Here is a 26,312-nt window from a genome sequence, read left to right as displayed (position 1 = left end):
AAGATTAGTTCATGTAAATTTAAGGAGATTAAAAATGAGAGAAGTTGAACAAAAGGATTATACTTTTAGCAATGATGAATATGTTTCTGTTTTTATAGGAACATGTAGTTCTCAAGAATTACTTTATAAATATTAAAAAAAGGATTATGAACTATTAGAGGCTGATTGTATTGGCTCAGAATTTGGAATTGACTTTGGTATAAATACTTATGATGAAGATTATTTAGTTACAATAGTAAATAATAGAATGTCAAATAATATAAATGATATTTTTTCGGATGCAATGGTTTTTGATATTGAATTACTTAAACAAGATTATATAAATGGTTTAGAAGGGGAGTATAATGTTGCTATTGTTATTGGCAAGTTAAAATACGAAGGAGAAGTAAAAGAAATAAAAAATGATCAATTTGGTTATTTTAAGTTTTTAGGTGCATATCCAGAAGATTAATAAGATAGTGTATTTATACTTGAATATGGACTTGTGTCTACGTTATTGACACAAGTCCACTGTTGATAGTGCGCCTTGGGGCGCACGTTTCTAATGGGTGAAAGTCGTGTGTTCTGAAAGCTTTCATCAGCTTGCCGGTGAAAGTCCGGTCAAGGTAATCGCCAGTGAGCCTTGTAGTGGCTAAAATTGTCTGTAAGATTACCTATGAAAATCTAAAAGAAAAGAACAAAGAGAGGAAAAGAAATGTTAAATTTTATAATGGCTATAGTAATGATATTATTTGGTACAAAGCTGGTAATAACACCAGCGAATCAATTAGCAGAGCAGTTTCCTAAAATGCCATCAGTGACGGCAGCAAAAGTCATTGGAGGATTTGCCGCAATACTTGGCATAGGTATTATCGTATTACAAATTTTAATGTGGCTGGGAAAAATATAAGAGAAGAGATACATATTAATAGGAAAGCAAATACGGAGACTGGTTTAAACCATCTCCGTTTTTTTGCAGTAAGTAATGGAATAAATTTCTGGTATGCAAGAAAGAAGTGACTATGATGTTCTTCTTGGAACGGCGTAAGTTATATTTAGCCTTAGCAGTCCTCTAAAAGGAAACGGGCTTCATCTAAAGTTTTCCTATGACAAACGCGACCGCCTGATTCGGGTAGAAGATGGCCAGGGAGCAGCGATCCGGTTCCGCTATGATGTTCAGGGAAAGCGCACTTACGAAGAGAAAACAATTTCCGATGGAATCCGCCAGATAATCCATTACCATTATGACAGAGCCGGAAGACTGATAGAGACAAAAGAGGAGCTTGACAGCGGTTTGCCTGCTGTGCCAGGAGAAGCCAAAGCGGCCATTACCAGATATGATTATGATGAAAATGGCAACCGTATCCGGATACAGACACCGGAGGGATATGAGATTTTCCGGGAGTATGATTGCTGTGACCGTTTGAGTTCAGAACGGACTTTGGACAGGCAAAACGGCATTGACAGGACCGTGAAGGTTTCTTATGACCATGCAGGAAATATTACAAGGATTGCCCGCCAGGGAAAGGGAAGCGAAGTCTGGGAACTGGGTTACCAGTACGATTTAAAGAACCGGATCACCCATGTAAAAGACTGCCTGGGTCCTGTTTTCCGTTATGAGTATGATTTAAATGACCGTTTGGAAAAAGAGATCCTGCCGCAGGGAGAGCAAAGGGCAGAAACAGAAAACAGCTTCCGGTATTCCTATGATTTATACGGAAACCTACTGTCAAAAACCAATGGAGCGGGAACGGTACTGGAGGAGAACCAGTATTTTGCAGACGGAAATATTTCCCAAAAACGAACGGCCGACGGAAATGAACTTACTTACCGTTATGGGATTCATGGACTGGAAACGGAGGTTTACACCACCAGAAGCAGGAAAGAAGGAAAAGCCGCACAGTCTTACCGTTATGATGCCAATGGCCGAATGACAGGAATTGTGGACGGAAACCAGAACCATACAGGCATGGACACAGACAGTTGGGGAAGGATTCGCAGCGTTCACAATGCAGATGGAGGAATGGAAACCTATACCTATAACAGCATGGGCCTTGTGACCAGCACCACAGATGCCAATGGAGGCGTGATCACCTACCGGTATAACAGCCAGGGAAAGGTTTGTGAAATCGTTGATCAGGAAGGAAATAGTGAGACGTTCCGGTATGATAGGGAAGGCAGGAGAGTACTGTCCATTGACCGGAATGGAAATCAGGTAAAAACCATTTACAATGTGGATGGCAATCCGGTGTATGAATCAGGCTGTGATGCCAAAGGGGAGAATCAGGTAACCAGAAGCTGGGAGTATGATTCCTTTGGCAGAAAGAAAAAGGCGGTTTCCGGAGGTTTCTGCTATACCTATGAGTATCGTCCGGATGGAAAGCTGATAAAGAAATCATCTTCGGGTCAGACGCTTGTTTCCTGTACTTATAATAAAGACGGATCATTAAAAACCCTGACGGATGTCACAGGGAAAACGCTATTTTATGGATATGACTGGAGAGGGAATTTAAAGAACATCAAAGACCAGACTGGAAATGAGATCGTACAATACAGCCATTACCCGGATGGAAGGCTTGAGACCATACGTCATTTCAATGGAGTGAGGACTATTTATGAATACGACACGGACGGAAACATCAGCCGCCTGGCCACGTTTGTCTCCGAAAAACAGCCGTTGTTTGACTTCCGGTATGACTATGATTTGAATGGAAACCGGACAGCCAAAACAGGCAGCCGGGTAGTTTTAGGGGAGTTTGATAAGGGCAAAGCAATAAATGGTGAGGATATAAATAAAAATGCAATCGTAACCGGGATTCAATATCAGTATGATTCCATGAACCGTTTAGTAAAAGAAACCTACGATGGAGATGCCGTTTCCTATCAATATGACCTTTGCGGAAACCGCAAGGAAAAGGTGTCTGTTGCAGGAAAAGAGACGTACGGTTATAATAGAAGAAATCAATTAATTGAAAAAAGTTTGCAGGGAGAAAGCTGTGCATATGAGTATGATATGCAGGGAAATATCCTGGAAGAAAATGCAAATGGAAAGAAAAGGAGGTATGGATACAATCCGTTTGGCCAGCAGACGGAAGTAAAAGAAGACAATTTCAAGTTAGAAAATTTCTATGACGGAGAATTTTTAAGAGCCAAAACCTCCGTCAATGGAGAAATCTCCCGTTACCTCTATTATAATGGTGAGCTTCAGGCAGAAACCTATGACAATGATACTGTTAAAACCAGATATATTCTTGGATATGGTATAGCCGGAAGTGAGACAGAGGGAAGAGATGGATCCCATGCTTATCATCTGGACGAGCAGAACAGTACTGCGTACATAACGGGAAATCAGAGAACGATTGAAAACTTCTATGAGTACGATGCTTTTGGAAGTTTACGGCAGCACTCAGAAGAAGTTAAAAACCGAATCCTGTATACCGGTCAGCAATACGATCAGGAAACCGGCCAGTATTATTTAAGAGCAAGGTTTTATAATCCAGTGGTAGGCAGGTTCATGCAGGAAGATGTGTATCGAGGGGATGGACTGAACCTGTATGCGTACTGTGGGAATAATCCGGTGGTTTATTATGATCCTAGTGGGTATGAGGGAGAAAAATGTAAAATAAAGGGGGAGAATTCTGAAGCTGGGGGTTCGGGTGTTAGAAGTGGAACCGATGGTTCTTTTAGGAATGGAATGTCTTCTAAAGATTTGGAGGGCTACGAAAAATACTGGAGAGGAGTGGCTGAAAAAAACTCAAATGAAGCGCTTAATATGGAGATAGGCAAAATGAATAGTGGAAATATAAAAAAACCAAATGGTGACGCATATAGTTCTACTAAAATTAGTGCTGCTGTTGATATGAATACGGGTGATATATATCTTGGATATTCTGGAAAGAAAGGATATAATCCATCAAAACCAGATTATATGAATGGGGAAATTATTGAACCAAGTCTACAGGCTCGGATTAATAATACTAAAAATGTTGCTGCAAGTGATTTAAACAATCCATATAGAGAGAAATCTAGCTACGAGCCATGGGCAGTTGATAATTGTGCGGAAGTATATGCTACAAATAAAGCATTACAAAATAGTGCGGATATAGACAATATTTTCTTAAATACTAAAACGGTCAAAACGGGAGAATATGCTCCTCCTTGTGATAACTGTAAAATAACATTTAATGGTTTTCTTATGCCAAATGGAGAATAATATATGAATGATATAACATTAAAGAGGTTAGAAGAGTCTGGGTGGTTTTTAGATAGAAAAATTAATATTAAAGAAATTAAAGAAATATATGAACAAAGGGGATTTGTAATGATTGATGTAGTGCAGAGGTTTCTGGAAAATTATGGGATGTTGGAGTTCAAATTTCCTAAAAAAGGTTCTCCTTTTAATACAATAGAAACGGTAAGTTTTAATCCTATTTCTGCACTAGGTAATAATATTAGAAAAGAGTTTTTTAATAAAATATTAGAAGAATTTCCTGAAGTAGAAGAAATAAAAGAAAATGAGTTTAATCCAATCGGTGAGATTGCTAGAAGTAATATGATTTTATTGATGACTAATGAAGAAAAGTTTTTTAGTTATACTGATGGATGTCTAGTAAAGAATGGAGAAAATATTAGTGAAATGCTAGACTGTGTGGTAGGAGAAATATACCTCCCTTATATTTATGATTAATATTGGTCAGGATAAGTTGATGATTTTTTATGCGGTGTCCCCATACAGACACCTTAGAATGCCTTGAATTTAGCTGTTTTCATCGGGACCACGACCACCTAACAGGTGACTATTAATTTATTGACAGCTATCTATTAAAAGAGAAAGGCTTTGTCTGAATTCCTTATGCAGCTGGCATTGCCGGCTGCTGTAAACTGGCAAGAGCAACGTAAGGTGCACCTGCCTTTAACCTGCATCATTTTCGATCCCATGGTTACCCCCTGTTTTAGTACAGGAAATGAGCGCAAATATTCTTCAATCAGATTTTTTAATGACTTCATGTATGCGACTTGAAGCGATATAAAAAAACAGCTATAGATTCGACTTTTTCTTAAAGTAGCAGAAAGAAGAACAGGTGGCAACAGCAATTCAAACATTTATCATGAAAAAGGAAAAACTCTTTCTTTTTCATATTTGCCCAACAAGGCTTTTATATTACCTAAATGGCATACATGTTCCAGTAGCGGCTTCAAAGGTCATACAGGGGTGATATTTTGAGATACAGGGCTAACAGGGAATGGGACCTTCAGTGTGCCTTTTCATTGTTTTAAAGATAACTGCCTCCCCCATGGTTCATGGTGAACCATAGAATATACAGGAATCAGGTTCTATGGTAAAATGGGGCTGCCGGGGTTACAGGGGGTAAAAATACCATTTCTGTAGCTCCCTTTTCTTTTCTTTTTTCTGCCGTTTTTTCTCCTGAAAATAAATCCAGAAATAACGTAAGCGCTATATAAAATAGCGTATTGCTTTTTCAGATTTTTCATTTCAATGAAAAAATCAGACATTACCATTTTCCAAGCTACAGGATCCCTTCATTGCTTCCGACCAAGGCATCAGTTCTTCTAAGATACTATCGGGCTCATTTTTGTAGTCCAGCATCTTGGCCATTACTGTTTCCAGGTAGAGACGGATGTTCAACCCATTTGCTTTTGCTGTTTCTGTAAGTGTATAGACTACCGCACTTGCTCTGGCACCTTTTACCGTGTCATGAAATAGGAAGTTCTTTCTTCCCATGACATATGATTTTACAGCTCGTTCCGCTGCGTTATTACTTATGGAGCATCTTCCATCCTGAAGATAGTTCTCCATGTAAGGGCTTTGGTTTTTTGCATAGGTAATAGCCTTGGCAAGCTTTGACCCACCAAGGGCATTCATCCCATTGATCCATTTCCAAAATGCATCCAGTACTGGTCGTTCCCGCTCAAGACGCTGTTTCTGGCGTTCTTCTGGTTGTAACTCTTTCAGAGTCTTTTCAATCTGAAAGAGTTGTTCGCAGTAAGTATACCCAATATATGCTGGTGAGGCTTTTGCACTTGCTCCCTTTGTCTTAGGGATTGCTTCGAACATATATCTTCGAAGATGTGCCCAGCATCCGCACCTTATGATATCAGTCAACCGATTGTATCCGCTGAATCCATCCGTATGAACGAAGCCATGGAAGTCCGCGAGGAACTTTGCTGCATGATAACCGCCTCTTGATGGCTGATATTCATAGATCACAATCCGGTGTTCCTCAAAAGCGCCGCTGGTATACAGCCATATATAAGACTTTGATTCCGGAGTCTTATCACCTTCATGAAGTACCTGACAGGTAGTTTCATCTGCATGAATGACGGACTGCTTAAGAAGATACTCATGAAGCTTGTTATAAACAGGCTCAAGATATTCCGCCGCACAGGTATTGAACCAGCTGGCCATAGTACCCCGGTTCAGCTTGACACCAAGCTGTTCCCAGTCTTTTTCCTGACGATAGAATGGCTGACAGTTGATGCATTTCTGGTACATGATAAAAGCAACCGCAGAAGCGGAGGCCCTGCTATGACTGATTAGTGACGCTGGAACCGGAGCTTTCTCGATCGTTGCTTCCCCATCATCACGACATACCGGACAGGCATAGCTGTGTTGTACATACTGGACACGCTCGACCTTGGCTGGCGTAATTCGGATTTCTTCACGAACCACCTTGGAACCGATATCCTCCATTTTTGTATTACAGTAAGGACAGTTAAGTGCATCACCTTCCAGTTCAAGATCGATCGTTGTGATTGGAACATACCTGGCTAGCTCTTCATGGGTGGCACGGGATTTCTTCTTGTGAGAAGTTACGCGGATTGTTTCAGGCACCTGGACTGGTTCGTCTATTCCAAGCGGATCAAACAGACTAAGCTGTCCATCAATACCTGGAACATTCGCTGATTTCTCACTGGAAATACCGAAAATCTTTCGCTTTAATTCATGGATCGTTTCCGTGAGGTTTGCAATGGTCTGATTCAGTTGTTCCATCTGACGATCTTTCGACTCAAGCTGCTTGAGCAGATGATTGATGAGTTCATTGGTATTAAGATCTTCCGCTTTCCCAGACGTTTCCATGACCATGCACCTCCTTAAATGATGGAATAATTATACTACAAAACGAATGATAACGCCAGTAAATAAGCCAGCTTGCATTCATTTCATCAGATACCTGGAAGGGCTTTTTTGCAGTTGATTTGATTGCCTTTGGCTGGCTGATGGACAGACCTTCCATAAGCCATCGGAACTCCTGCCTTGTAAGGTTCTGGACCTCACAAGAATTACGTGGCCACTGGAAACGGCCAGCATCTAATCGTTTGTAAAGAAGCACAAAACCATCTTTATCAAAGTGCAATGCCTTCAGCCTGTCACATCTTTTTTCGCAGAAGAGAAAAAGTGAATTACTGTAAGGATCCAACTCGAAGGAATCCCGGACAATCGCCATGAGACCATCAATGCTGCGCCTCATGTCCGTGTAGCCACAGACCAGATAAATCCTGGCCACACCGGAGAGATCACCTAACACAGCTGCTGCAACGCAGAAAGCGTTGCTCTGATAATGGCGGCATCTGCATCATTGCTAATCGCTACAACGATACCATGAAATTCAAGACGGATTGGGATAGAATCCGGTAGATTATTAGGATTAAGTACTTTTGTTTCAGACAATTCATTGTAGTGGACTGGTACAACTTCCTGTTTTTTTAAAACCTTTGGAACGGATGCTGGTACAGCAGATGCCTTCCTACGCAGTCTTTTGATGTTGTAATAAAAAGAGCTGGTAGAAATGCCATTCTGATGACACCATGCATAATCAGATAAGCCGCTAACGCGGCACTTCTGGATGCAGTTCATCCAGTATTGATCTTTTTGAGCTTTTGTCATTGATTAAATCCTCCAAAAAATAGTTGGAGTAAAATGATTCAAAAGTTTGAAATTAATAGCAGTGAAATGCTACAACTTTTGCCGTTCAAGATTAGAACTCAGAGTGATTTACTCCAACTATCCTAATCTTACGGGAAGGAAGATCAAAAAGCACTACGGTGGTTTATGTAGCGCTTACGTTGAGCCTAGAATGTTTTTCAAGCACACCCCAACATTCAGTATAAAAACGCTTTTTTGTAATTTCATTCATTCACATAAAAAGTAAATATTACCCCATAGAAAAGAAATGTAATTCCTAAGAGCATTAATAAAATACCAAAATCTCTTATTAAAGAGTCAATAAATTTTTGAATTTTTAAATCAAAATATGATTTAAATCCTTCTATGCCGGCAGTATTTGTGCGATCAAAGTGTCGTTTCTTTTCTAATTCCTTTAGGAAATATCCTATTCCAGTTAATAGAATGCCTAAACAACCTAATATTATATTCAACATTTTCTCCTTTGTTATTAATAACGTCTTATTTTCTGAAGCTTTATGCACACATTTGCCCCTATCAAACCGATAATCCACTAATCCCAGAATATAAAATAACGGCGCAGTTCTATTTTTAGGCTTTCTCTTTGAAATCTATAGTACTGTTGCTGGATTTAAATTTCTGAAGCATTTTTAACATTTCCAAATAATCAGTAGCTTTTTCTTTTAATTCTGGTGATAGACTTTCAAGTTTTTTGAGTATTTCTATGTCATCCGCTGAAAGAGGATATATTTGGCACATTTCGTCAGAAAAGCCTAAAATAAAATCAGTGGACACATCATAGAGTTTAACTAATGTTTTAATAACTTCTGATGAGGGGGGGGCTATATCGTTTTCATATCGTGATAACGATTTATTACTTATATTTGTAAGCTTGTATACCTCCAGTTGCGAAAGGCCCTTGCGTTCACGAGCCATACGCAGGCGTTCTCCAGTAGTGAGCATCTTGGTACCTTCATCTTTCCATAATATTCCTTAATTCTAAACTAATATTATATATAATTCTCTTATCATGATAAATAGATTCTTATAAATAAAGAAAAAAAAAATAATTACTAAAAAACGAGAATAATCAAAAACCAATGAAGCGGGAGCGGTACTGGAGGAGAACCAGTATTTTGCAGACGGAAATATTTACATCAAACGAACTGCAGGAGGAAATGAATTTACTTACCGTTATGGCATCCATGGACTGGAAACGGAGGTTTACACTTCCAGAAGCAGGAAAGAAGGATAAGCAGCAAAGTCGTACTGTTATAATGCCAACGGCCGGTTGACAGGAATTGTGAACGGAAACCAGAACCATACAGTCATGGACTCTGACAGTTGGGAAAGGATTCGCAGCGTACACAATGCAGATGGAGAAATCCCATGAACCGTTTATTAAAAGAAACCTAAGATGGAGATACCGTTTCCTATCAATATGACCTTTGCGGAAACCGGAAGGATAAGGAGTCTGTTGCAGGAAAAGAGGCGTACGGTTATAATAGAAGAAATCAATTAATTGAAAAAAGTTTGCAGGAAGAAAGCTGTGCATATGAGTATGATATGCAGGGGAATCTCCTGGAAGAAAACGCAAATGGAAAGAAAAGGAGGTATGGATACAATCCGTTTGGCCAGCAAACGGAAGTAAAAGAAGACAATTTCAAGTTAGAAAATTTCTATGACGGAGAATTTTTAAGAGCCAAAACCTCCGTCAATGGAGAAATCTCCCGTTTCCTCTATTATAATGGTGAGCTTCAGGCAGAAACCTATGACAATGATACTGTCAAAACCAGATATCTTCTTGGATATGGAATAGCCGGAAGTGAGACAGAGGGAAGAGATGGATTCCATGCTTATCATCTGGACGAGCAGAACAGTACTGCGTACATAACGGGGAATCAGAGGACGATTGAAAACTTCTATGAGTACGATGCTTTTGGCGGTATACGTCAGCACTCGGAAGAAGTCAAGAACCGAATCCTGTATACCGGTCAGCAATACGATCAGGAAACCGGCCAGTATTATTTAAGAGCAAGGTTTTATAATCCAGTGGTTGGCAGGTTCATGCAGGAAGATGTGTATCGAGGGGATGGACTGAACCTGTATGCGTACTGTGGGAATAATCCGGTGGTTTATTATGATCCTAGTGGGTATGAGGGAGAAAAATGTAAAATAAAGGGGGGGGGAATTCTGAAGTTGATGGTTCTGGGGCTAGCCGTATTGAGATTATTGATCCAGATGTAGGCACTTTCAAAATAAAGGATTGGAGTGAATATCCAGATGATTATGTTCCCTTGCCAGATAAAAATAAAGAGTGGGTACTATTGGAGGGTGATGAATATGATGTTGCGAGAAAACAAGCAAATGAGGTTAATAGAAATATAAGAAAGGGAGATAGTTATTATAGTGATAATAAATTAGAAATTTATGAGGTCGAGCCTGTTAAATTTGGAGGTAGTCCAATAGATTTAACCAATAAATCAGCAATACAAGGACAGGTTCATAGGAAATATGTTACACCATGGTGGAATAAAATACGAGATGAAGCTAAGAAAGGATTGAATAAATAGTTATGGACTTTTTTGATAGAGATATTTTTAAAGATTTTAACTTCCAAAAAGAAGAGCAAAATACAGAAAGTCAAATATGCAAGGCTGAGTTAGATCTGGGAATCAAATTCCCAGAAGAATTAAGAAGGATTTTGTTGTTATATAATGGCGGAAGTGGAGAAATTGGAGAAAGTTATTTAGATTTATGGAGTTTGGAAGATATTGTGGATTTTTATCAAGAAAATATGGAAGCTGAAGCGAATAATTTGGTTCCATTTGCTTCAGATGGTTGTGGTATGGCGTTTGCTTTGAAGAAAGATTCTTCAGAAATTAGAGTTGTTCCTATGGATTCTCTAGAAGATAAATATTCTAAAGAATGCAGTAATAACTTTGATAAGTTTATTCATGATATGTATTCTGGTAATATATTTAAATACTAGGGTATAATAGAGTTATAAAAAAATATGAAAAACTGGAACATAGCCATTTTTGCTGTTGTGTTCCAGTTTTTTGAGTAAGAGTTAACAAAATATTTTAGAAGAGGTTTACTGACATACTCTTTAGATTTCAGTAAAGAACTGGATTGTCAACAGTTTTCTAGACAACTTTTTTAAGGGTAATCATTCTATACTTCACCGGTGATAGATATCCCAGTGAAGAATGAATTCTGTGGTTGTTAAACCAGTTTACATAATCAGCCAATTCAATCTGAAGATGATATAAGCTGTTGAAGGTCTGGTTCCTGACGAACTCTGTTTTTATTATTTTAAATGTTGCTTCTGCAACTGCATTATCATAAGGACAGCCTTTATGGCTGAGAGAGCGTTGAATTTCAAATGCTTTCAGAGTTTCATCAATGGTCTGATTCTTGAATTCGTTTCCACAATCCGTATGAAATATCTGGATATCTTTCAGATTTTCCTTTACGGACTGAAATGCCTGTTTTACAAGGTCTGCGGTTTTGTTGCGCCCGGCACTGTATCCGGTTATTTCTCTATTAAAGAGGTCAATAAGGACACATATGTAGTTCCAGCTCGTTTCGGCCCGGACATATGTTAGGTCGCTTACAACAATATTTCTATATGGTTGTTGATTGAACTGGCGGTCAACCACGTTTTCAATTTTTGACTCGTTGCAGGTATCTTTCTGCGGACGGAACTGGGCAGTCGTATAATTTGAAACAAGTCCTTCCTGCTTCATAATCCTCCCGATTCGGCGACGGGAGGCAATCAGATTTCTATCCTTTAAATCGGATTTTATTTTCCGCGTTCCGTAATTGTTACGGCTCGTCTTAAAGATATCAATTATATTTGCTGTCAATTCAGATTCATCTTGCTTTGCTTTTGCTTCGTAGTAATAGGTGCTTCTTGGAATTTGTAGGACTCTACACATTGCTGACACAGAGTATTTGTGGGTATTTGTATTGATCACATATACTATCGTCCTAAGATCAGCGCTGCTTGCTTGGCGCTGCCCACCCTTGGTGTAAAATGTCGTTCTCCATCTCCAATTGTTTATTTCGTTTACGCAGTTCAATTAATTCTTGTTGTTCTGTGGAACGGTTATCTTTCTCGTGGAAAGAACCAGAGATGGCAGACTGCTTGAGCCACTTATCCAATAGTGAGGTGGCGATATCATATTCACGGCAGATATCACATTTTCTTTTTCCATTTTGATACAGCTGAACTAACTGTTGCTTAAATTCATCTGTATAGGAACGAGGCTTTCTTCTTTCGGTCATAATCGTAACTCCTTTTCTACTTTCTATTTTACATGACCTTAAAATATCTGTCCAATTTATTGTAGCCTATCCACAACAAGGTATCGAACAAGGTTGTCGCCATAGTGTGCCGTCGATTCAAGACCGATGATGATGTCGTCAGCCTCGAGAGATTCGAGCTTGGAAACAAACAGTTGAAATCCATCACCGTCATTTGTAAATTTGAACGGCTCAATGAGTATGTCGCCATCAGAAGATATGGCTGAGGCAAAATGGTTGAGTTTAGCAATGTCAATGCCAACATAAATCATGAGGTTGTACCTCCCTTTCATAAAGTCTGATACCGTGATATCCACCAACGATTATCATCGTAGACTTGAATGAAATAAGTACTCAGGAGAAAAACTCCGGGCAACATCCAGCTGATAAACAATTCAGATAAAGGTAGCGGCAATACACTCCAGTCAAGTAGTCAAGCTACAGGAAAAAATCAAAAGTCCACAGTATCTGAATGTATTATAACCACGATATTAAAAAGAAAGGAAGTTATGGTGTTTTGCTTCTATAAACATCATACAAGTTTTAATATGAAGCAAAGAATAGAAGATTATATAAAAAGTTTAAAAAATAAATATGATAGTGTTAAAATAGTTGAGTGTAATTCAAAAAGAAAAATTTAAAAGGAATACCCGATATATTGCATGGATTATACGAAACTGTATTAGAGGTAGAACTGCCTTTTGGCCGTATTTTTGCAGTAGATATAGCTTTAGAACAATCTAAAAACAAACCATTTAGTCCTGATTGGTTTGTTTTTGGACGAGATAATTATTTTTCATTTTGGTTATGTTCTTACTTTCCTGATAAAGAGGGATTAAGTTTTACGTATTGGGATCATGAATCTGGTAATGAAATCGATGGAGCTGTTTGGCCAGATTTAGAGTCATTTTTGCAAGATTTAGAAGATGAGTATATAAATAATTAAAAAAATGTAGATGTTTACTTAACCTAAAGCGTGTCTGAAACCTAAAAATGTCAATAACTTATGAAAATGTCAATTTTTATTTTAAAGATTAATTTTTAAAAATGTCACTTTCGTAAAAGGGCCAATGCCCTTTTACGAAGACGACTGTTTTTTTTCAAAAAAGATTTCATATAAAAATTTCAGTGATAGATTATAATCTTCCATCCACCAGATCTTTTTCCATTCTTCGTTGCTGTGTCGAAGCTGTAAATGAGGCTCCACCGTTTTTATAACCTTCTTAGATATTTTTGTGCTTCCATTCTTATTCTGCGGTTTTAGATAGCGTATTGTATCATAAACTCGCCCCTGGTATTCTACACGTATCCCAAAGCGTGGATTTAAAAGAACTGTAATTTCACGGCGTGCACTTACGATTGGAAATCCACGGTCTAAAATCTGGAAACATCGGTTCTTAAAGGAAAACGTACCGGCTGCATCTGTCTTTCTGGTATGTTTTACACAGAGGATTGAGTCTTTTTCCATCCATTTATAAAATCTCAGGAACACTATCATTGACAATTAAAGTTGTCAATGATATAATACCCTGTGATGACAAGAATAGTTGTCAATTCCAAGAAGTAAAAATAAAGGAGGAGACCAAGTGCCACTATACAACCGCTTAAAAGAATATCGTTCAGATATCAAGATAAACCAGTATGAAATGGGAAAGCTAGTGGGAGTATCAAGACAGACAATCAGCCAGATTGAGCGGGGAGATTATTCGCCTTCTGTCACTTTAGCATTAAAAATAGCAAAAGTGTTCCATGTAGCAGTAGAAGATATATTCATTTATGAGGAGGAAGATTCAAATGAATAAAGAAAAGATCTATGAAATTAAAAAAGAGGATAAGAAAGCGTTGCATAAATTTACTGTAATTATACTGCTTTCACTGTTGGTAGGTTTGTTAATTGGCATATTATCCAACATGATAACAGAAAGCACTGCCGCTGATATTGCCGATCGTCTATTGAATTTACTAAAGGAGTTTTTCCCAATTGCTAATATTGTATTAACAGTCTTATTGATGCTTCCTATTATTTATCTCTATAAAAAATGCCGCAAACTTTATCAGTTGTGGGATGGCGAAAGTGAAGAGGACATGAACAAAGTTGAAACCAGTTTAAGCTATGCTTTATGGTTTACGTCTATTTTATTAATCTTGTGCTTTTTCTTCTTTGCAGCAGGGTCTTATTTGCTTATTCATTCGTTTGAACATAAAGATACAACAGACATGATTTATTGGTTCGGAGGATTTATTTTTGCAGTGGTCTGCAACATAATTGCCCAGCAGAAAATCGTTAATTTTGAAAAGGAGATAAACCCTGAAAAACAAGGAAGTGTCTTTGATCGGAAGTTTGCAAAGGAATGGGAAAATAGCTGTGATGAAGCAGAGCAGTTACGTATTTATAAATCTGCATATACCTCTTTTAAGTCAGTGAAGTCAACCTGTTTATTCTTGTGGCTGTTTTGTGTTATTGGAGCAAATATCTGGGATTTTGGCCTGATGCCGGTCACTGTTATTTCCATTATCTGGCTTGTCCAGGTGTCAAGTTATTGTATAAAATCCATTTCCCAGTCAAAACAATTAATAAAGTAATCAATATCAATAAATACAGAAGAATACAGAAAAATAAAGAAGAATAAAGAATAATACGGAAAAACACAGAAGAACAAAGAATAATACAGATATAAATACAAACATCAATCCAATTCTCTAACCCCAAAGTGCCGCAAACGACCAGGTGGTGGCACTTTGGGAAATCTATAACACCTCCATCCCCCCCCATCCCCCCGCAATTTTATAAAATCCAATATAGCATACTTAACCATACCGTGGTATAATATGGGAAAAGCAAATGATAAGGAGCATTAATAAAAGTTCTATGGATAAATTTCAGGCACTAAAGCATTATTTCGGTTACGATCGTTTCCGGGAAGGTCAGGAGACGCTCATTGACGGGATTCTGAAAGGAAAAGACGCCCTTGGAATTATGCCCACCGGCTCAGGAAAATCTCTGTGTTTTCAAATTCCAGCTCTTATGATGGAAGGAATCACACTGGTCATATCCCCTTTGATATCCCTTATGAAAGATCAGGTAACAACTCTCAATCAGGCAGGCATTCACGCCGCTTATCTTAACAGTTCTCTGACTGCAAATCAGTATTATAAGGCCCTGGCCTACGCACGGGAAGGGCGATACCCCATTATTTATGTAGCACCGGAACGTCTAATGACGGAACAATTTTTAGATTTTGCACTTCACACGAAGATTTCCATGGTCGCGGTCGATGAGGCCCATTGTGTTTCTCAGTGGGGACAGGATTTCAGACCCAGTTATTTAAAAATTCTGGATTTTATTGAAAAACTTCCGGAACGGCCGGTAATCAGCGCATTTACAGCCACTGCAACAAAAGAGGTCCGGGAGGATGTGATTGATATTCTGATGCTTCGTGAACCGGTTATTGTATCAACCGGCTATGACAGGCCCAATCTGTATCTGGGCGTGCAGACTCCAAAGGATAAGTATGCCACATTGAAAAATTATGTGGAATGTCATCCAAACCAGTGTGGGATCATATACTGTCTGACCAGAAAACTGGTGGAAGAAGTCTGCGATAAGCTGAATGCAGATGGATTTTCCGCAACCAGGTATCATGCTGGACTAAGTGATGCGGAACGAAGAAAAAATCAGGATGATTTTATATTTGACAGGAATACCATTATGGTAGCCACCAATGCATTTGGTATGGGAATTGATAAATCCAATGTGCGATTTGTCATCCATTATAATATGCCGAAAAATCTGGAATCCTATTATCAGGAAGTCGGCCGGTGCTCCCGGGACGGAGAGCCGGGAGAATGCATTTTGCTATACAGCGGTCAGGATGTAGTCACCAATCAGATGTTTGTTGATAATAATCAGGACAACCAGGAACTTGATCCTCTCACCCGGCGGATCGTCATAGAACGTGACCGGGAAAGGCTTAAAAAGATGACATTTTATTCCTTTACCAACGAATGTTTAAGAGATTATATTTTAAGGTACTTTGGGGAATATGGAGAGAATTACTGCGGCAATTGTTCCAATTGTATCAGCCAGTTTGAATCTGTGGATGTAACGGCAATTTCCAAAGCACTGATTGGCTGTGTGGAGTCCAGCAGACAGCGGTACGGCACCACAGTCATCATTGATACGGTGCATGGAGCCAATACGGCAAAGATCAGAAATTATCGGATGAATGAAAATCCTTATTACAGTTCTCTGGCAAAGGTTCCTTCCTATAAACTCCGTCAGGTTATGAATCATTTGTTTTTAAATGATTTTCTCGAAGTAACAAACGATGAATATGCCATTGTAAAACTAACCGAAAAATCCAAAGCCATACTGGAAGATCAAGAAACCGTAGTCATGAAGATGGCAAAGGAACAGGAACCTGTACCAAAAGAAAAAAACAGCAAAAAGATGAAAAAACCAAACGGTGCAGCAGCAGAATTAACAAAAGAAGATGAAATTATATTTGAAAAGCTGAGAAACCTGCGTCTTAAAATTGCCAAAGAAGAAAAAGTTCCGCCTTATATCGTATTTTCAGACAAAACCTTGCTGCATATGGCAGTTATAAAACCAAAGACAAAGGAAGAAATGCTCACGGTTTCAGGAGTTGGAGAGTTTAAGGTGGAGAAGTATGGGAATACATTCCTGGAGATTTTTAAACTATAAAATAAGTCAAAAAGCAAATAAATGAGACCGTTCATGGACAGACTACCTGTATGAAGATACAGGAGGAAGGAACATGAAGAAATATTTGAGTTTGCTGCTTGCGGCAGCCCTGGCGGTGAGCCTTACAGGCTGCAGGAATTATTCCGGCACAGACAATAGAAAGGCAGCCCAGTCATCGGCTGAGACCGAGGCAGCTAAAGCGGCCCAGGCCACGGCAGAAGCCGCCGCGGCCACAAGATACCAGACTCCGGAACTGACGTTTCGCTATGGGGAAGTAAATGGGGAAGATAATATTATTACCCAGACCGGATATAAATTTGCAGAATATGTGGATGAATTGTCCAATGGCCGCATCAAAATTGAAATATATCCCAATCATGCGCTTGGGGATGAAAGAACATCACTGAGAGATCTTCGCAGAGGCGGCAGAAACATTGATATGTACCGTGGAAATACCAATGCTCTGACCGGATATGGTTTTAAAAAACTCAATCTGTTTGGTCTTCCATACATTTTTAACAGCCGGGAAGGAATGTGGAAGGTTTTGGAGGATGAAGAACTGGGACAGGCATTCCTGTCAGAAGGCACAGAGGTTGGGGCGAATATGGTAGGCTTGTTCTATACAGATGAGGGAGCACGAAACTTATTTACCACAAGAAAGATCAATGGATTAGAGGACTTAAAAGGTATGACGATCCGTGTTCCGGAATCGGTGCTTGTTATGGATACTCTTTCCGCATTGGGAGCACGCCCCGTTCCCATGCCATACAGTGAGTTAAAAGATGCTTTGAGCCATGGGAATGTAGAGGGAGGGGAAAATCCCTTAACTGCCTATATATCCAACAAATTATATGAGGCTGCTCCTTATTACTTATTAAGCGGTCATATTTACAGCCCCGGAATCGTTTTGATGGCAGAAGAAAAATGGAACGCGTTAAGCGAAGAAGATCAAAATATTCTTTTAGAGGCAGGGCGAAGAGCTTCTGAATGGAATAAGACAGCCATTGTAGAAGAGGAAGAAAGGCTAATAAATGAGATGGATGAAAAAGGTGTTACCGTAACAGAATTAACGCCGGAAGAGATCCAGCAGGCCAGGGATCTTGAAGAAATTGTCCGGGTGAGTTTTACACCGGGTTTGGAGGAGCTTTTAAATAGAATCATTGAAATTCAAAACGAATAAAATTAAGGGGCGTAATAGCAGAATTTATTGTTGCGCCCCTTAAAACACATTTCTCTTTCTACCCAATATCCGGTAACTATGGTATTATGAAAAAAACTAAGTGAGAAGGAGGAAGCATGAAATTTTTTCATTTATCCGATTTACATATAGGAAAACAATTGATTGGACGGAGCTTGAAGGAAAATCAGGATGCGGTTTTAAAGCAGATTGTGGATTATGCAAAAGAATATCATCCGGACGCAGTTTTAATCTGCGGAGATATTTATGATAAAACGGTACCTTCGGGAGAAGCATATACCATGTTCGGCAATTTTCTGGATGCTCTTTCTGAGATAAGACCTGAGATCACGGTTCTTATTATAGCAGGAAATCATGATTCTCCGGAACGGCTTTCCTATGCCGGTTCATTTTTGGAAAAGCACCGGATTCACCTATCCGTGTTCCCTCCGAAAAGCCCGGAAGAATATTTAAAAAAAGTGGTTTTGCAGGACGAATACGGCCCTGTTAATTTTTATCTTCTCCCGTTTTTAAAGCCCGGATATGTACGGCAATTATTTGCAGAAAATCCTCCCGATGGATATGAAAATGCAGTAAGGGCTGTGCTGGACAGGGAGACTATCGACGAAAAACAAAGAAATGTGATTTTGTCCCATCAGTTTTATACGGGCAGAGGAAAAGATCCGGAGACCTGTGAATCCGAACAGGCGGTGATTATGTCAGGCGGTCTGGACCGGGTGGATGCTTCTGTTTTATCTGGGTTTGATTATGCGGCCCTGGGCCATATCCACGGTTCCCAAAAGGTGCTGAAGGATACCATCCGCTATTGCGGAACTCCTTATAAATATTCTGTCAGCGAGGAGCACCATAAAAAATCGGTCACCGTGGTAACCTTAAACAGAAAAGAAGATGCTCCTCAATTAGAGTTTCTTCCTCTTTCCGGTATCCAGGATGTAAGGCGGGAACGGGGAAGTCTTGCAGAGATTCTGGAACGGGGCACAGAGGAACGGAGACACGATTTTGTAAGCATCACCTTAACAGATGACGATGAGCCATACCGCGTCAGAGAACGTCTGGAGGAAGTATACGACCATTTGCTGGAACTTCGGGTGGACAATGAACGGACCAGAAGAATCCTTACGGAACAAGAAGATATGGTCCCTGTTTTAAATCCTTTGGAAGCATTCCGGCAGTTTTACAAAGCTGTGAGGAATGAAGAGTTGACGCAAGAAGCAGAAAAGATTATGGAACAAATTGTCCAGGAAGCAAAGGAGGAGGAGGGATTATGAAGCCGCTGAAATTGATCATGTCCGCGTTTGGTTCCTATGGAGGAACAGAGATCGTGGATTTTGAAAAGATCAGTCATGGAATCTTTCTCATTACGGGAGATACTGGGGCTGGAAAGACCACCATATTTGATGCCGTTTCCTTTGCTCTTTTTGGAGAAACCAGCGGACAGAAGCGGGAGCCATCCATGATGCGCAGCCAGTATGCTCCGGAGGATCAGGAGACTTATGTTTCTCTTACATTTTCTGAGCGGGGAGAAGTTTATGAGATCAACAGAAGTCCCTCCTATACCCGGGTCAGCAAAAGGAAAAATAAAAACGGAGAGTATACCAGCGTGCTGGTACCGGCAAAAGCATCTCTGTTTCTTCCCGATGGATCGGAATATCCAGGTAATTTACGGGACATCAACGTAAAGCTGCAGGAGATCATTGGTGTGGATCAGAATCAGTTTTCCCAGATCGCCATGATCGCTCAGGGAGATTATTTGAAGCTGCTTCACGCATCATCAAAGGAACGCAAAGAGATTTTTTCCAGAATTTTCAATACCGGTATCTTCAGCCGGATTCAGATGAAATTAAAGGATAAAAATCATTTGTATTACGGAAAACTGGAAGACAACAGAAAGCTTTGTATCCATGAGCTGAGGCATATGGAGTTTTTAGAGGACAGTAAGTATCATTCGGACTGGCAGGAACTTTTGGAGTTTAAAGAAACAAAGACTGAGGAAATCAGAGATTTCTTAAATAAAGTCCTGGAAGAGATTCGGGAAAAAGAACAGATACTTCATGAGGAGCAGGAACAGACGGGAAAACAGCTATTGGAAACCAAAAGTCATCTCAGTCTTGCAGAAGAGATTAATCAATTATTTGATGCGCTGAAAAATGCCCAAAACAGTGTCATGCTTTTGGAGGACCAGAAGGAAGCCTGGCAGCAAAAGAGGGAGCGCCTAATAAGAGCCCAGATGGCTGAGAAGATAAGCGGAGCCGCCGGACAGCTGTCGGAAAAAAACAGAGATTATGAAAACTCCGCGCAAAGGACAGAGCGGTTAAAAACAGAACTGGAATCCCTGGTTCAAACACTTGAGACGGTGAAAATAGAAGCAGAGGAACGTAAAAAAGCAGCCGACAGGGAAATTCCAGGTCTACAGGCCAATTTAAACCGTCTCCAGGAAGCCATGCCCCTTTATGCCAGATGGAAAGAGGCACGGAAGGAATACGAGCAGCTGAAAAAGGAAGAAAGAGAAGCAGACACCTTATTAAAGGGATTTGAAACGGAGCTTACAGAATGTAAAAACCGGATCCACCTTCATGAGTCCTCAAAGGAAGCGGTGGAGAAAACGGCAAATGAACTGGCAGCCGTCATTCAGAGAAACCATGAACTTACAGAACGGCAGCAGGCTCTAAAAAATCTTCTGGCCGCATGGAAGGATTTTTTGACGGCCCGGGTAAAAACGGAACAGTGTCAGGCAGCGGCAGAGACAGCCCAAAAGGATTATATGCAGGCTGAAGATACTTACAATCACAGATATAACGTATTTTTAGCCCATCAGGCAGGAATTATGGCAGAGACTTTGATCGAAGGAAAACCTTGTCCGGTCTGCGGTTCCACCCATCATCCGGAAAAAGCCGGTTTGTCTCATGAACCAGTCACCCAGGAAATGGTGGAACAGGCAAAAAAAGCGCGAAACAGGGCAGAGGAACTTCGCTCCATTGCGGTGGAAGCCAGCATAAAAGCATTAGAAAGCTGCCGCCACCAGGAAGAATACATAAAGAAAGAATCGAAAAAATGGCTGAAAGACGACGTGTCCTTCTCTCAGTTGGAGAACTGTTTGAAAGAGGAAATAAAACAGGGGGAGCTTTTGCTGGCTGAGGTAAAAGAAAAGGAGACAGCTTCAAAAGAAGCTGGCCGGTGTCTCAAAGAACTTGTGGAATATATAAAGGCCGACCGGAAAAAAATGGCTGAACTGGAGCCCCAAATAGAAGGAGCCAGGAATACCTGGCAGGAAAAGAATTTAAAAGCAGCGGCGTCTCTGGTACAAATAAACCAATGGAAAGAACGGCTGCCCTATCCGGAAGAAAAGGAGGCAAGCAGCCAGATAAAATGGCTGGAAAACACAATTAATGAGCTTCAAAAATCAGTGGATTCTGCGGTGGAACAATACCGCCATATGGCAGAAGCGGTGAAAGAAAAAAATGGCCGCCTTTCTTCTGAAATGGAGAACCTGGAATCAAGAAAACTGCTCGCAAAGCAGGCGGCAGAGGAATACAAAGAAGCATTAAAAGCCATGGGCTTTGAAACCGAAGAAGCGTATCTAAAAGCAAAGCAGCCGGCGCAAACCATGGACCAATGGAAAACAGAAATTGAGAAGTACGAAAAGGATCTGTTAAGAAGCCGGGCCATTCTGGAAGAATACTTAAAACAGACCAAAGGGCGGGAGCGGATCGACCTTCTTCCCTGGAAGGAAAAAGCGGACCGTCTTCAGGAGAAGCAGAAGCAGCTGCAAAAAGAGGAAACCAAGATAGCCGGAATCCACAGCAAAATGAAACAGGCTTACGAAACCCTGAATCGTTTGTGGAAGGAAAGAGAGCAGCTGGAAGAAGAATATGTGCTGTATCATAACCTTTACCGGACGGCCAATGGAAAATTAACGGTCAGCCTGGATTTTCAGACCTATGTCCAGCGGCAGTATTTCAATCAGATGATACAGGCAGCTAACAGGCGGTTAAAAGAGATGACGGATGGACAATTTCTGCTTAAATGCAGAGAGTTTGAATCACTTGGAAAGCAGGGGGAGGTCGGTCTGGATCTTGACGTGTACAGCATGGCAACGGATAAGGTTCGGGATGTAAAGACCCTTTCCGGCGGCGAATCCTTTATGGCAGCTTTAGCCATGGCCCTTGGCATGTCGGATATCATACAGAGGACTGCCGGTCATGTGTCCATGGATGCCCTTTTTATTGATGAGGGGTTTGGTTCCTTGGATGAAGAATCCAGAATGAAAGCAGTGCGAATACTTAGAGCGCTTGCCGGAGAACGCCGGCTCATCGGTATTATTTCTCATGTGACAGAATTGAAAGAACAGATTGGGAAAAAGCTCATTGTAAAGAAAAATGAAAAAGGAAGCAGGATTCTGTGGGATTTGGACAGAATTCCATAATTTCCGCGGTTACAAAGGAATGGACGAAACTACGAATTTGTTCTATAATATAGAGCGGCACAAACAAGAGTTCACCGATAGAAAGGAACGAAACGATGTTAAAATGTGAGAGAACAAGCGTGATGAATATAGAGAATGCGATCCGGGGAGCCAGAAATCCAATGAACAGCTGGAATCGTATGGACAGCAGCTACGATGAAGAGGGGGAATACATATTAGGACCCAATGATCTGGGACTTGCCAAAAGGCTTAGAAAAGCGGGGACCGACCACCGGAAATACATCCGCCAGATTTTTGTATCCGTGGATATAACGGCCCCACTTTACTGGTGGAAGGAATATGATACCTATAAAGTGGGTACGGTGGCAAACTCCACCAGCACCATGCATAAGATTCATAGCAAGCCTTTTGAACGGAATGATTTCAGTCATGATCATATGACGGAGCAGACCCTTTTATTTATGGATACGGTAGTGGCTGAGCTTGAGAAGATCCGTCTCCGCTATCTGGAGACAAAGAGCAAAGAGGACTGGTATGATATGATCCAGCTTCTTCCCTCCAGCTACAACCAGATGCGTACATGTACGATGAATTATGAAACGCTGATCAATATATATTTTGCAAGGAAGAATCACAAGCTTGTGGAATGGCATACATTCTGCAGCTGGATCGAGAGTCTTCCATATGCAAAGGAATTGATTCTTGCAGACGAATAAAAAGGGAAAGGATAATGGACGGATGAATCTCATTGTTGCAGTGGATAAAAACTGGTCCATCGGCAATCAGGGCCAGCTTCTCGTTTCCATTCCGGAAGATAAAAAACTTTTCCGGGAGGAAACTATTGGAAAAGTAATTGTAATGGGAAGAAAAACGTTGGAAAGCCTTCCGGGGAAACAGCCTTTATATGGAAGAACCAATATTGTGCTTACCAGAAATCCGGACTATAAAGTAAAAGGTGCCGTGATCTGCCATAGCTTGTCCCAGGTAATGGAGGAACTGAAAAAGTACCGGAAAGAGGACTGCTTTATCATTGGCGGTCAGAGCATCTACGAACAGTTTCTGCCCTATTGCAATACAGCTCACGTAACGTATATTGATTATCTATATAGCGCGGACACCCATTTTCCTGATCTGGATAAGGATGCCAACTGGGAAATGACTGCTGAGAGTGATGAACAGACGTATTTCGATCTATGCTATACGTTTCGTATGTATCAAAGAAAAAATCTTGTATAAATTCCAGAAAAAAGTTTGTTAAAAATTTAATGTTATTTTTTAAACATATTGTCATAGCTCTTTAAAAATGGTAAGATGGTAGGAGTAGCACTTATAGGAACGTTCAAAAGCCGCTCTGGTAAGTGCACGGGTATATTCACGAAGACTTTAGGAGGATAAAGATGTATAGGATTTTAAAAGCAGAGATGTTAGCTGACAAGATCTATCTGATGGATGTGGAAGCACCTCGGATTGCCAAAGCCTGCCAGCCTGGAGAATTTGTCATCGTTCGAATGGATGACAGAGGGGAGAGAATCCCTTTGACCATTTGTGACTTTGATCGTGAAAAAGGGTCGATTTCAATCGTATTTCAGACAGTGGGTGCCAGTACGGAAAAGATGGCCGCTTTAAAAGCCGGTGACAGCTTTGAAGATGTGGTAGGGCCTTTGGGCAACGCTTCTGAATTCGTTCACGAAGATATAGAAGAATTAAAGAATAAAAAATACTTATTTGTAGCCGGCGGCGTTGGAACGGCTCCCGTTTATCCCCAGGTGAAATGGATGAGAGAACACGGCATTGATGTTGATGTCATCATTGGTTCCAAAACCAAGAATCTGCTTATCCTGGAAAATGAAATGAGAAAACAGGCAGGAAATTTATACGTTACCACGGACGATGGTTCCTACGAAAGAAAAGGAATGGTGACGGAAGTGATCAAGGACCTGGTGCAAAACCAGGGGAAAAAGTACGATGTATGCGTAGCCATCGGACCCATGATCATGATGAAGTTTGTCTGCCTTTTAACAAAAGAATTAGAGATTCCAACGATTGTAAGCTTAAACCCCATAATGGTAGATGGTACTGGCATGTGCGGTGCCTGCCGTGTAACTGTTGGGGGCGAAGTGAAATTTGCCTGTGTAGATGGACCTGAATTTGACGGACATTTGGTGAACTTTGATGAAGCCATGAAGCGTCAGATGATGTATAAGTCGGAAGAAGGCCGTTCTGTTTTAAAAGCTGTTGAAGGGGATACCCATCATGGCGGCTGCGGTCAATGTGGAGGTGAAGAGTAATGGATGTTTTAAAGAAAGTACCGGTAAGAGAACAGGATCCAAAAGTAAGAGCAACGAATTTTGAAGAAGTTTGTCTGGGTTATAATGAAGAAGAAGCCAGGAAAGAAGCTGCCCGCTGCATCAAGTGTAAGAATCCGAGATGCGTAGGGGGCTGTCCGGTATCTATCAATATCCCAGGATTTATCAAAGAAGTGGAAGATGGTAATATAGAAGAAGCTGCCAAAGTTATCGCCAAGTCTTCCGCACTTCCGGCAGTATGCGGACGTGTATGTCCCCAGGAGAGCCAGTGTGAGGGCGTCTGCATCCGTGGAATCAAAGGAGAACCGATTTCCATCGGAAAGCTGGAGCGTTTCGTCGCAGACTGGTCCAGAGAGCATGGGATTGTACCGGAAGCTCCGAAGGAGAAAAACGGCAAGAAGGTTGCTGTCATTGGCTCCGGCCCTTCCGGGCTTACCTGTGCAGGCGATCTTGCAAAGCTGGGGTATGAAGTTACCATCTTTGAAGCACTCCATGAGCCGGGCGGTGTTTTGACTTATGGTATTCCGGAATTCCGTCTTCCAAAAGAGAGAGTCGTACAGCCGGAAATAGATAACGTGAGAAAACTTGGCGTGACCATTGAAACCAATGTGATCGTAGGAAAGTCTGTCACCATTGACGAACTCTTTGAAAAAGAAGGCTATCAGGCGGTATTCATTGGTTCTGGAGCAGGTCTTCCCATGTTCATGGGGATTCCGGGAGAAAATGCAAACGGTGTTTTCTCAGCCAATGAATACTTAACCAGAAGCAATTTGATGAAGGCGTTCCGTGACGATTATGATACACCGCTTGCAGCAGGCAAAAAGGTAGCAGTCGTAGGCGGCGGTAACGTAGCCATGGATGCGGCCAGAACCGCACTTCGTCTTGGCGCAGAGGTTCATGTTGTATATAGAAGAAGTGAGGCAGAGCTTCCTGCCAGAGCGGAAGAAGTACACCATGCCAAAGAGGAAGGTGTGATTTTTGATCTTCTGACCAACCCGGTTGAGATCCTTACCGATGATAAGGGCTGGGTGAATGGTATGAAATGTGTAAAAATGGAACTTGGAGAACCTGACGCCTCCGGTAGAAGAAAACCGGTAGCAGTCAAAGGATCTGAGTTTGTGATTGATGTAGATACTGTGATCATGTCTTTAGGAACCTCACCGAATCCGCTGATTTCCAATACCACCAAGGGGTTGGAAATCAACAAGCGCAGATGTATCATTGCAGAAGAATCCAATGGAAAGACCAGCAAGGAAGGTGTCTACGCAGGCGGAGATGCAGTAACCGGTGCTGCAACCGTTATTTTGGCAATGGAAGCCGGACGTGCAGGCGCAAGAGGAATCCACGAATATCTTTCTGCAAAAGAATAATCCATATATTTAAAAAAGAGGGCCGCCGTTAGCAATCCTCCAATAAGGATGTTTACGAAAATCATAATTGTTTAGCATACAGCCAGACGATTACCG

Annotated in this window: 26 protein-coding genes and 1 pseudogene; 19 read left to right on the top strand and 8 right to left on the bottom strand. The window is 40.8% G+C overall.

Annotated elements, in window-relative coordinates; translation table 11 throughout:
* Window positions 1-247 precede the first annotated feature (247 nt).
* The 4 genes from VIG27_RS12380 (at window position 248) to VIG27_RS12360 (ending at window position 4,666) form a co-directional block, all read left to right on the top strand.
* Complete coding sequence (locus VIG27_RS12380) at window positions 248-451, top strand: hypothetical protein (protein ID WP_394522825.1); 204 nt, start codon at window positions 248-250, stop codon at window positions 449-451.
* Between the two features lie 243 nt (window positions 452-694).
* Complete coding sequence (locus VIG27_RS12375; protein ID WP_394522824.1) at window positions 695-889, top strand: hypothetical protein; 195 nt, start codon at window positions 695-697, stop codon at window positions 887-889.
* A gap of 393 nt (window positions 890-1,282) precedes the next feature.
* Entirely contained in the window at window positions 1,283-4,192 is a 2,910-nt protein-coding gene (locus VIG27_RS12365) for an RHS repeat domain-containing protein (RefSeq protein WP_394527572.1), read from the top strand.
* A 3-nt stretch (window positions 4,193-4,195) separates the two neighbouring features.
* Window positions 4,196-4,666 carry an SUKH-3 domain-containing protein gene (locus tag VIG27_RS12360; protein ID WP_394522822.1) on the top strand — a complete coding sequence of 157 codons (471 nt, stop codon included), beginning with the start codon at window positions 4,196-4,198 and terminating at the stop codon, window positions 4,664-4,666.
* An 819-nt stretch (window positions 4,667-5,485) separates the two neighbouring features.
* On the opposite strand, the gene tnpC is transcribed toward VIG27_RS12360, so the two are convergent.
* From tnpC to VIG27_RS12335, 5 genes are all read right to left on the bottom strand, one after another.
* Entirely contained in the window at window positions 5,486-7,078 is a 1,593-nt protein-coding gene (gene tnpC / locus VIG27_RS12355) for an IS66 family transposase (protein WP_394522821.1), read from the bottom strand.
* The gene (gene tnpB / locus VIG27_RS12350; protein WP_394522820.1) at window positions 7,047-7,505 is read right to left on the bottom strand and encodes an IS66 family insertion sequence element accessory protein TnpB; all 459 of its coding nucleotides are present in this window, start codon (window positions 7,503-7,505) and stop codon (window positions 7,047-7,049) included. The genes tnpC and tnpB overlap by 32 nt, the downstream gene beginning before the upstream one ends.
* Window positions 7,506-7,519: 14 nt before the next feature.
* Window positions 7,520-7,885, bottom strand: a complete 366-nt coding sequence (gene tnpA / locus VIG27_RS12345) for an IS66 family insertion sequence element accessory protein TnpA (protein WP_394522819.1) — start codon at window positions 7,883-7,885, stop codon at window positions 7,520-7,522.
* Window positions 7,886-8,127: 242 nt separating this feature from the next.
* Window positions 8,128-8,379, bottom strand: a complete 252-nt coding sequence (locus tag VIG27_RS12340; protein ID WP_394522817.1) for a hypothetical protein — start codon at window positions 8,377-8,379, stop codon at window positions 8,128-8,130.
* Window positions 8,380-8,494: 115 nt separating this feature from the next.
* A complete protein-coding gene (locus VIG27_RS12335) occupies window positions 8,495-8,866 on the bottom strand; it encodes a helix-turn-helix domain-containing protein (protein WP_394522816.1) in 372 nt (123 codons plus the stop codon).
* Window positions 8,867-9,039: 173 nt separating this feature from the next.
* Here VIG27_RS12335 and VIG27_RS12330 point away from each other — a divergent pair, with 173 nt between their 5' ends.
* From VIG27_RS12330 to VIG27_RS12305, 4 genes are all read left to right on the top strand, one after another.
* Window positions 9,040-9,198 carry a hypothetical protein gene (locus tag VIG27_RS12330; protein ID WP_394522815.1) on the top strand — a complete coding sequence of 53 codons (159 nt, stop codon included), beginning with the start codon at window positions 9,040-9,042 and terminating at the stop codon, window positions 9,196-9,198.
* Window positions 9,199-9,469: 271 nt separating this feature from the next.
* On the top strand, window positions 9,470-10,150 hold the full coding sequence (locus VIG27_RS12315; protein WP_415926616.1) for an RHS repeat-associated core domain-containing protein: 681 nt from the start codon (window positions 9,470-9,472) through the stop codon (window positions 10,148-10,150).
* An 80-nt stretch (window positions 10,151-10,230) separates the two neighbouring features.
* A complete protein-coding gene (locus tag VIG27_RS12310; RefSeq protein ID WP_394522813.1) occupies window positions 10,231-10,476 on the top strand; it encodes a hypothetical protein in 246 nt (81 codons plus the stop codon).
* Between the two features lie 2 nt (window positions 10,477-10,478).
* Complete coding sequence (locus tag VIG27_RS12305; protein WP_394522812.1) at window positions 10,479-10,895, top strand: SMI1/KNR4 family protein; 417 nt, start codon at window positions 10,479-10,481, stop codon at window positions 10,893-10,895.
* Between the two features lie 157 nt (window positions 10,896-11,052).
* Here the strand turns inward: VIG27_RS12305 and VIG27_RS12300 are convergent.
* Window positions 11,053-12,196 (bottom strand): annotated as a pseudogene (locus tag VIG27_RS12300) (IS3 family transposase).
* A gap of 56 nt (window positions 12,197-12,252) precedes the next feature.
* Entirely contained in the window at window positions 12,253-12,486 is a 234-nt protein-coding gene (locus VIG27_RS12295; RefSeq protein ID WP_394522811.1) for an IS110 family transposase, read from the bottom strand.
* Between the two features lie 386 nt (window positions 12,487-12,872).
* On the opposite strand from VIG27_RS12295, the gene VIG27_RS12290 reads away from it, so the two are divergent.
* Complete coding sequence (locus tag VIG27_RS12290; protein ID WP_394522810.1) at window positions 12,873-13,160, top strand: hypothetical protein; 288 nt, start codon at window positions 12,873-12,875, stop codon at window positions 13,158-13,160.
* A 132-nt stretch (window positions 13,161-13,292) separates the two neighbouring features.
* On the opposite strand, the gene VIG27_RS12285 is transcribed toward VIG27_RS12290, so the two are convergent.
* A complete protein-coding gene (locus VIG27_RS12285; RefSeq protein WP_394522809.1) occupies window positions 13,293-13,682 on the bottom strand; it encodes a hypothetical protein in 390 nt (129 codons plus the stop codon).
* A 118-nt stretch (window positions 13,683-13,800) separates the two neighbouring features.
* Between VIG27_RS12285 and VIG27_RS12280 the strand changes: the two genes are divergently transcribed.
* The 10 genes from VIG27_RS12280 to gltA all read left to right on the top strand — a co-directional run bounded on the left by VIG27_RS12280 (window position 13,801) and on the right by gltA (window position 26,216).
* The gene (locus tag VIG27_RS12280; RefSeq protein ID WP_394522808.1) at window positions 13,801-14,016 is read left to right on the top strand and encodes a helix-turn-helix transcriptional regulator; all 216 of its coding nucleotides are present in this window, start codon (window positions 13,801-13,803) and stop codon (window positions 14,014-14,016) included.
* Complete coding sequence (locus VIG27_RS12275) at window positions 14,009-14,797, top strand: DUF3169 family protein (RefSeq protein WP_394522807.1); 789 nt, start codon at window positions 14,009-14,011, stop codon at window positions 14,795-14,797. Before VIG27_RS12280 ends, VIG27_RS12275 begins: the two co-directional genes overlap by 8 nt.
* A 286-nt stretch (window positions 14,798-15,083) precedes the next feature.
* On the top strand, window positions 15,084-16,919 hold the full coding sequence (gene recQ / locus VIG27_RS12270; protein WP_394527566.1) for a DNA helicase RecQ: 1,836 nt from the start codon (window positions 15,084-15,086) through the stop codon (window positions 16,917-16,919).
* Window positions 16,920-16,992: 73 nt separating this feature from the next.
* Window positions 16,993-18,099 carry a TRAP transporter substrate-binding protein gene (locus VIG27_RS12265; protein ID WP_394522806.1) on the top strand — a complete coding sequence of 369 codons (1,107 nt, stop codon included), beginning with the start codon at window positions 16,993-16,995 and terminating at the stop codon, window positions 18,097-18,099.
* A gap of 116 nt (window positions 18,100-18,215) precedes the next feature.
* Entirely contained in the window at window positions 18,216-19,385 is a 1,170-nt protein-coding gene (locus tag VIG27_RS12260) for an exonuclease SbcCD subunit D (RefSeq protein ID WP_394522805.1), read from the top strand.
* On the top strand, window positions 19,382-22,540 hold the full coding sequence (locus VIG27_RS12255) for an AAA family ATPase (protein ID WP_394522804.1): 3,159 nt from the start codon (window positions 19,382-19,384) through the stop codon (window positions 22,538-22,540). The genes VIG27_RS12260 and VIG27_RS12255 overlap by 4 nt, the downstream gene beginning before the upstream one ends.
* A gap of 95 nt (window positions 22,541-22,635) precedes the next feature.
* Window positions 22,636-23,256 (top strand): hypothetical protein, encoded by a 621-nt coding sequence (locus VIG27_RS12250; protein ID WP_394522803.1) that lies wholly within the window; start codon window positions 22,636-22,638, stop codon window positions 23,254-23,256.
* Between the two features lie 22 nt (window positions 23,257-23,278).
* Window positions 23,279-23,776, top strand: coding sequence for a dihydrofolate reductase (locus VIG27_RS12245; RefSeq protein ID WP_394527563.1), 498 nt, complete (start codon window positions 23,279-23,281; stop codon window positions 23,774-23,776).
* Between the two features lie 161 nt (window positions 23,777-23,937).
* Window positions 23,938-24,828 (top strand): sulfide/dihydroorotate dehydrogenase-like FAD/NAD-binding protein, encoded by an 891-nt coding sequence (locus VIG27_RS12240; protein WP_394522802.1) that lies wholly within the window; start codon window positions 23,938-23,940, stop codon window positions 24,826-24,828.
* Window positions 24,828-26,216, top strand: coding sequence for an NADPH-dependent glutamate synthase (gene gltA, locus VIG27_RS12235; RefSeq protein ID WP_394522801.1), 1,389 nt, complete (start codon window positions 24,828-24,830; stop codon window positions 26,214-26,216). The genes VIG27_RS12240 and gltA overlap by 1 nt, the downstream gene beginning before the upstream one ends.
* Window positions 26,217-26,312: the final 96 nt, after the last annotated feature.

It is taken from the genome of Lacrimispora sinapis, assembly GCF_043633585.1.
GTDB classification, from domain to species: Bacteria; Bacillota; Clostridia; order Lachnospirales; family Lachnospiraceae; genus Lacrimispora; species Lacrimispora sinapis.
Note: the sequence above shows the minus strand (reverse complement) of the source record. Positions and strands in the feature narration are given on the sequence as shown.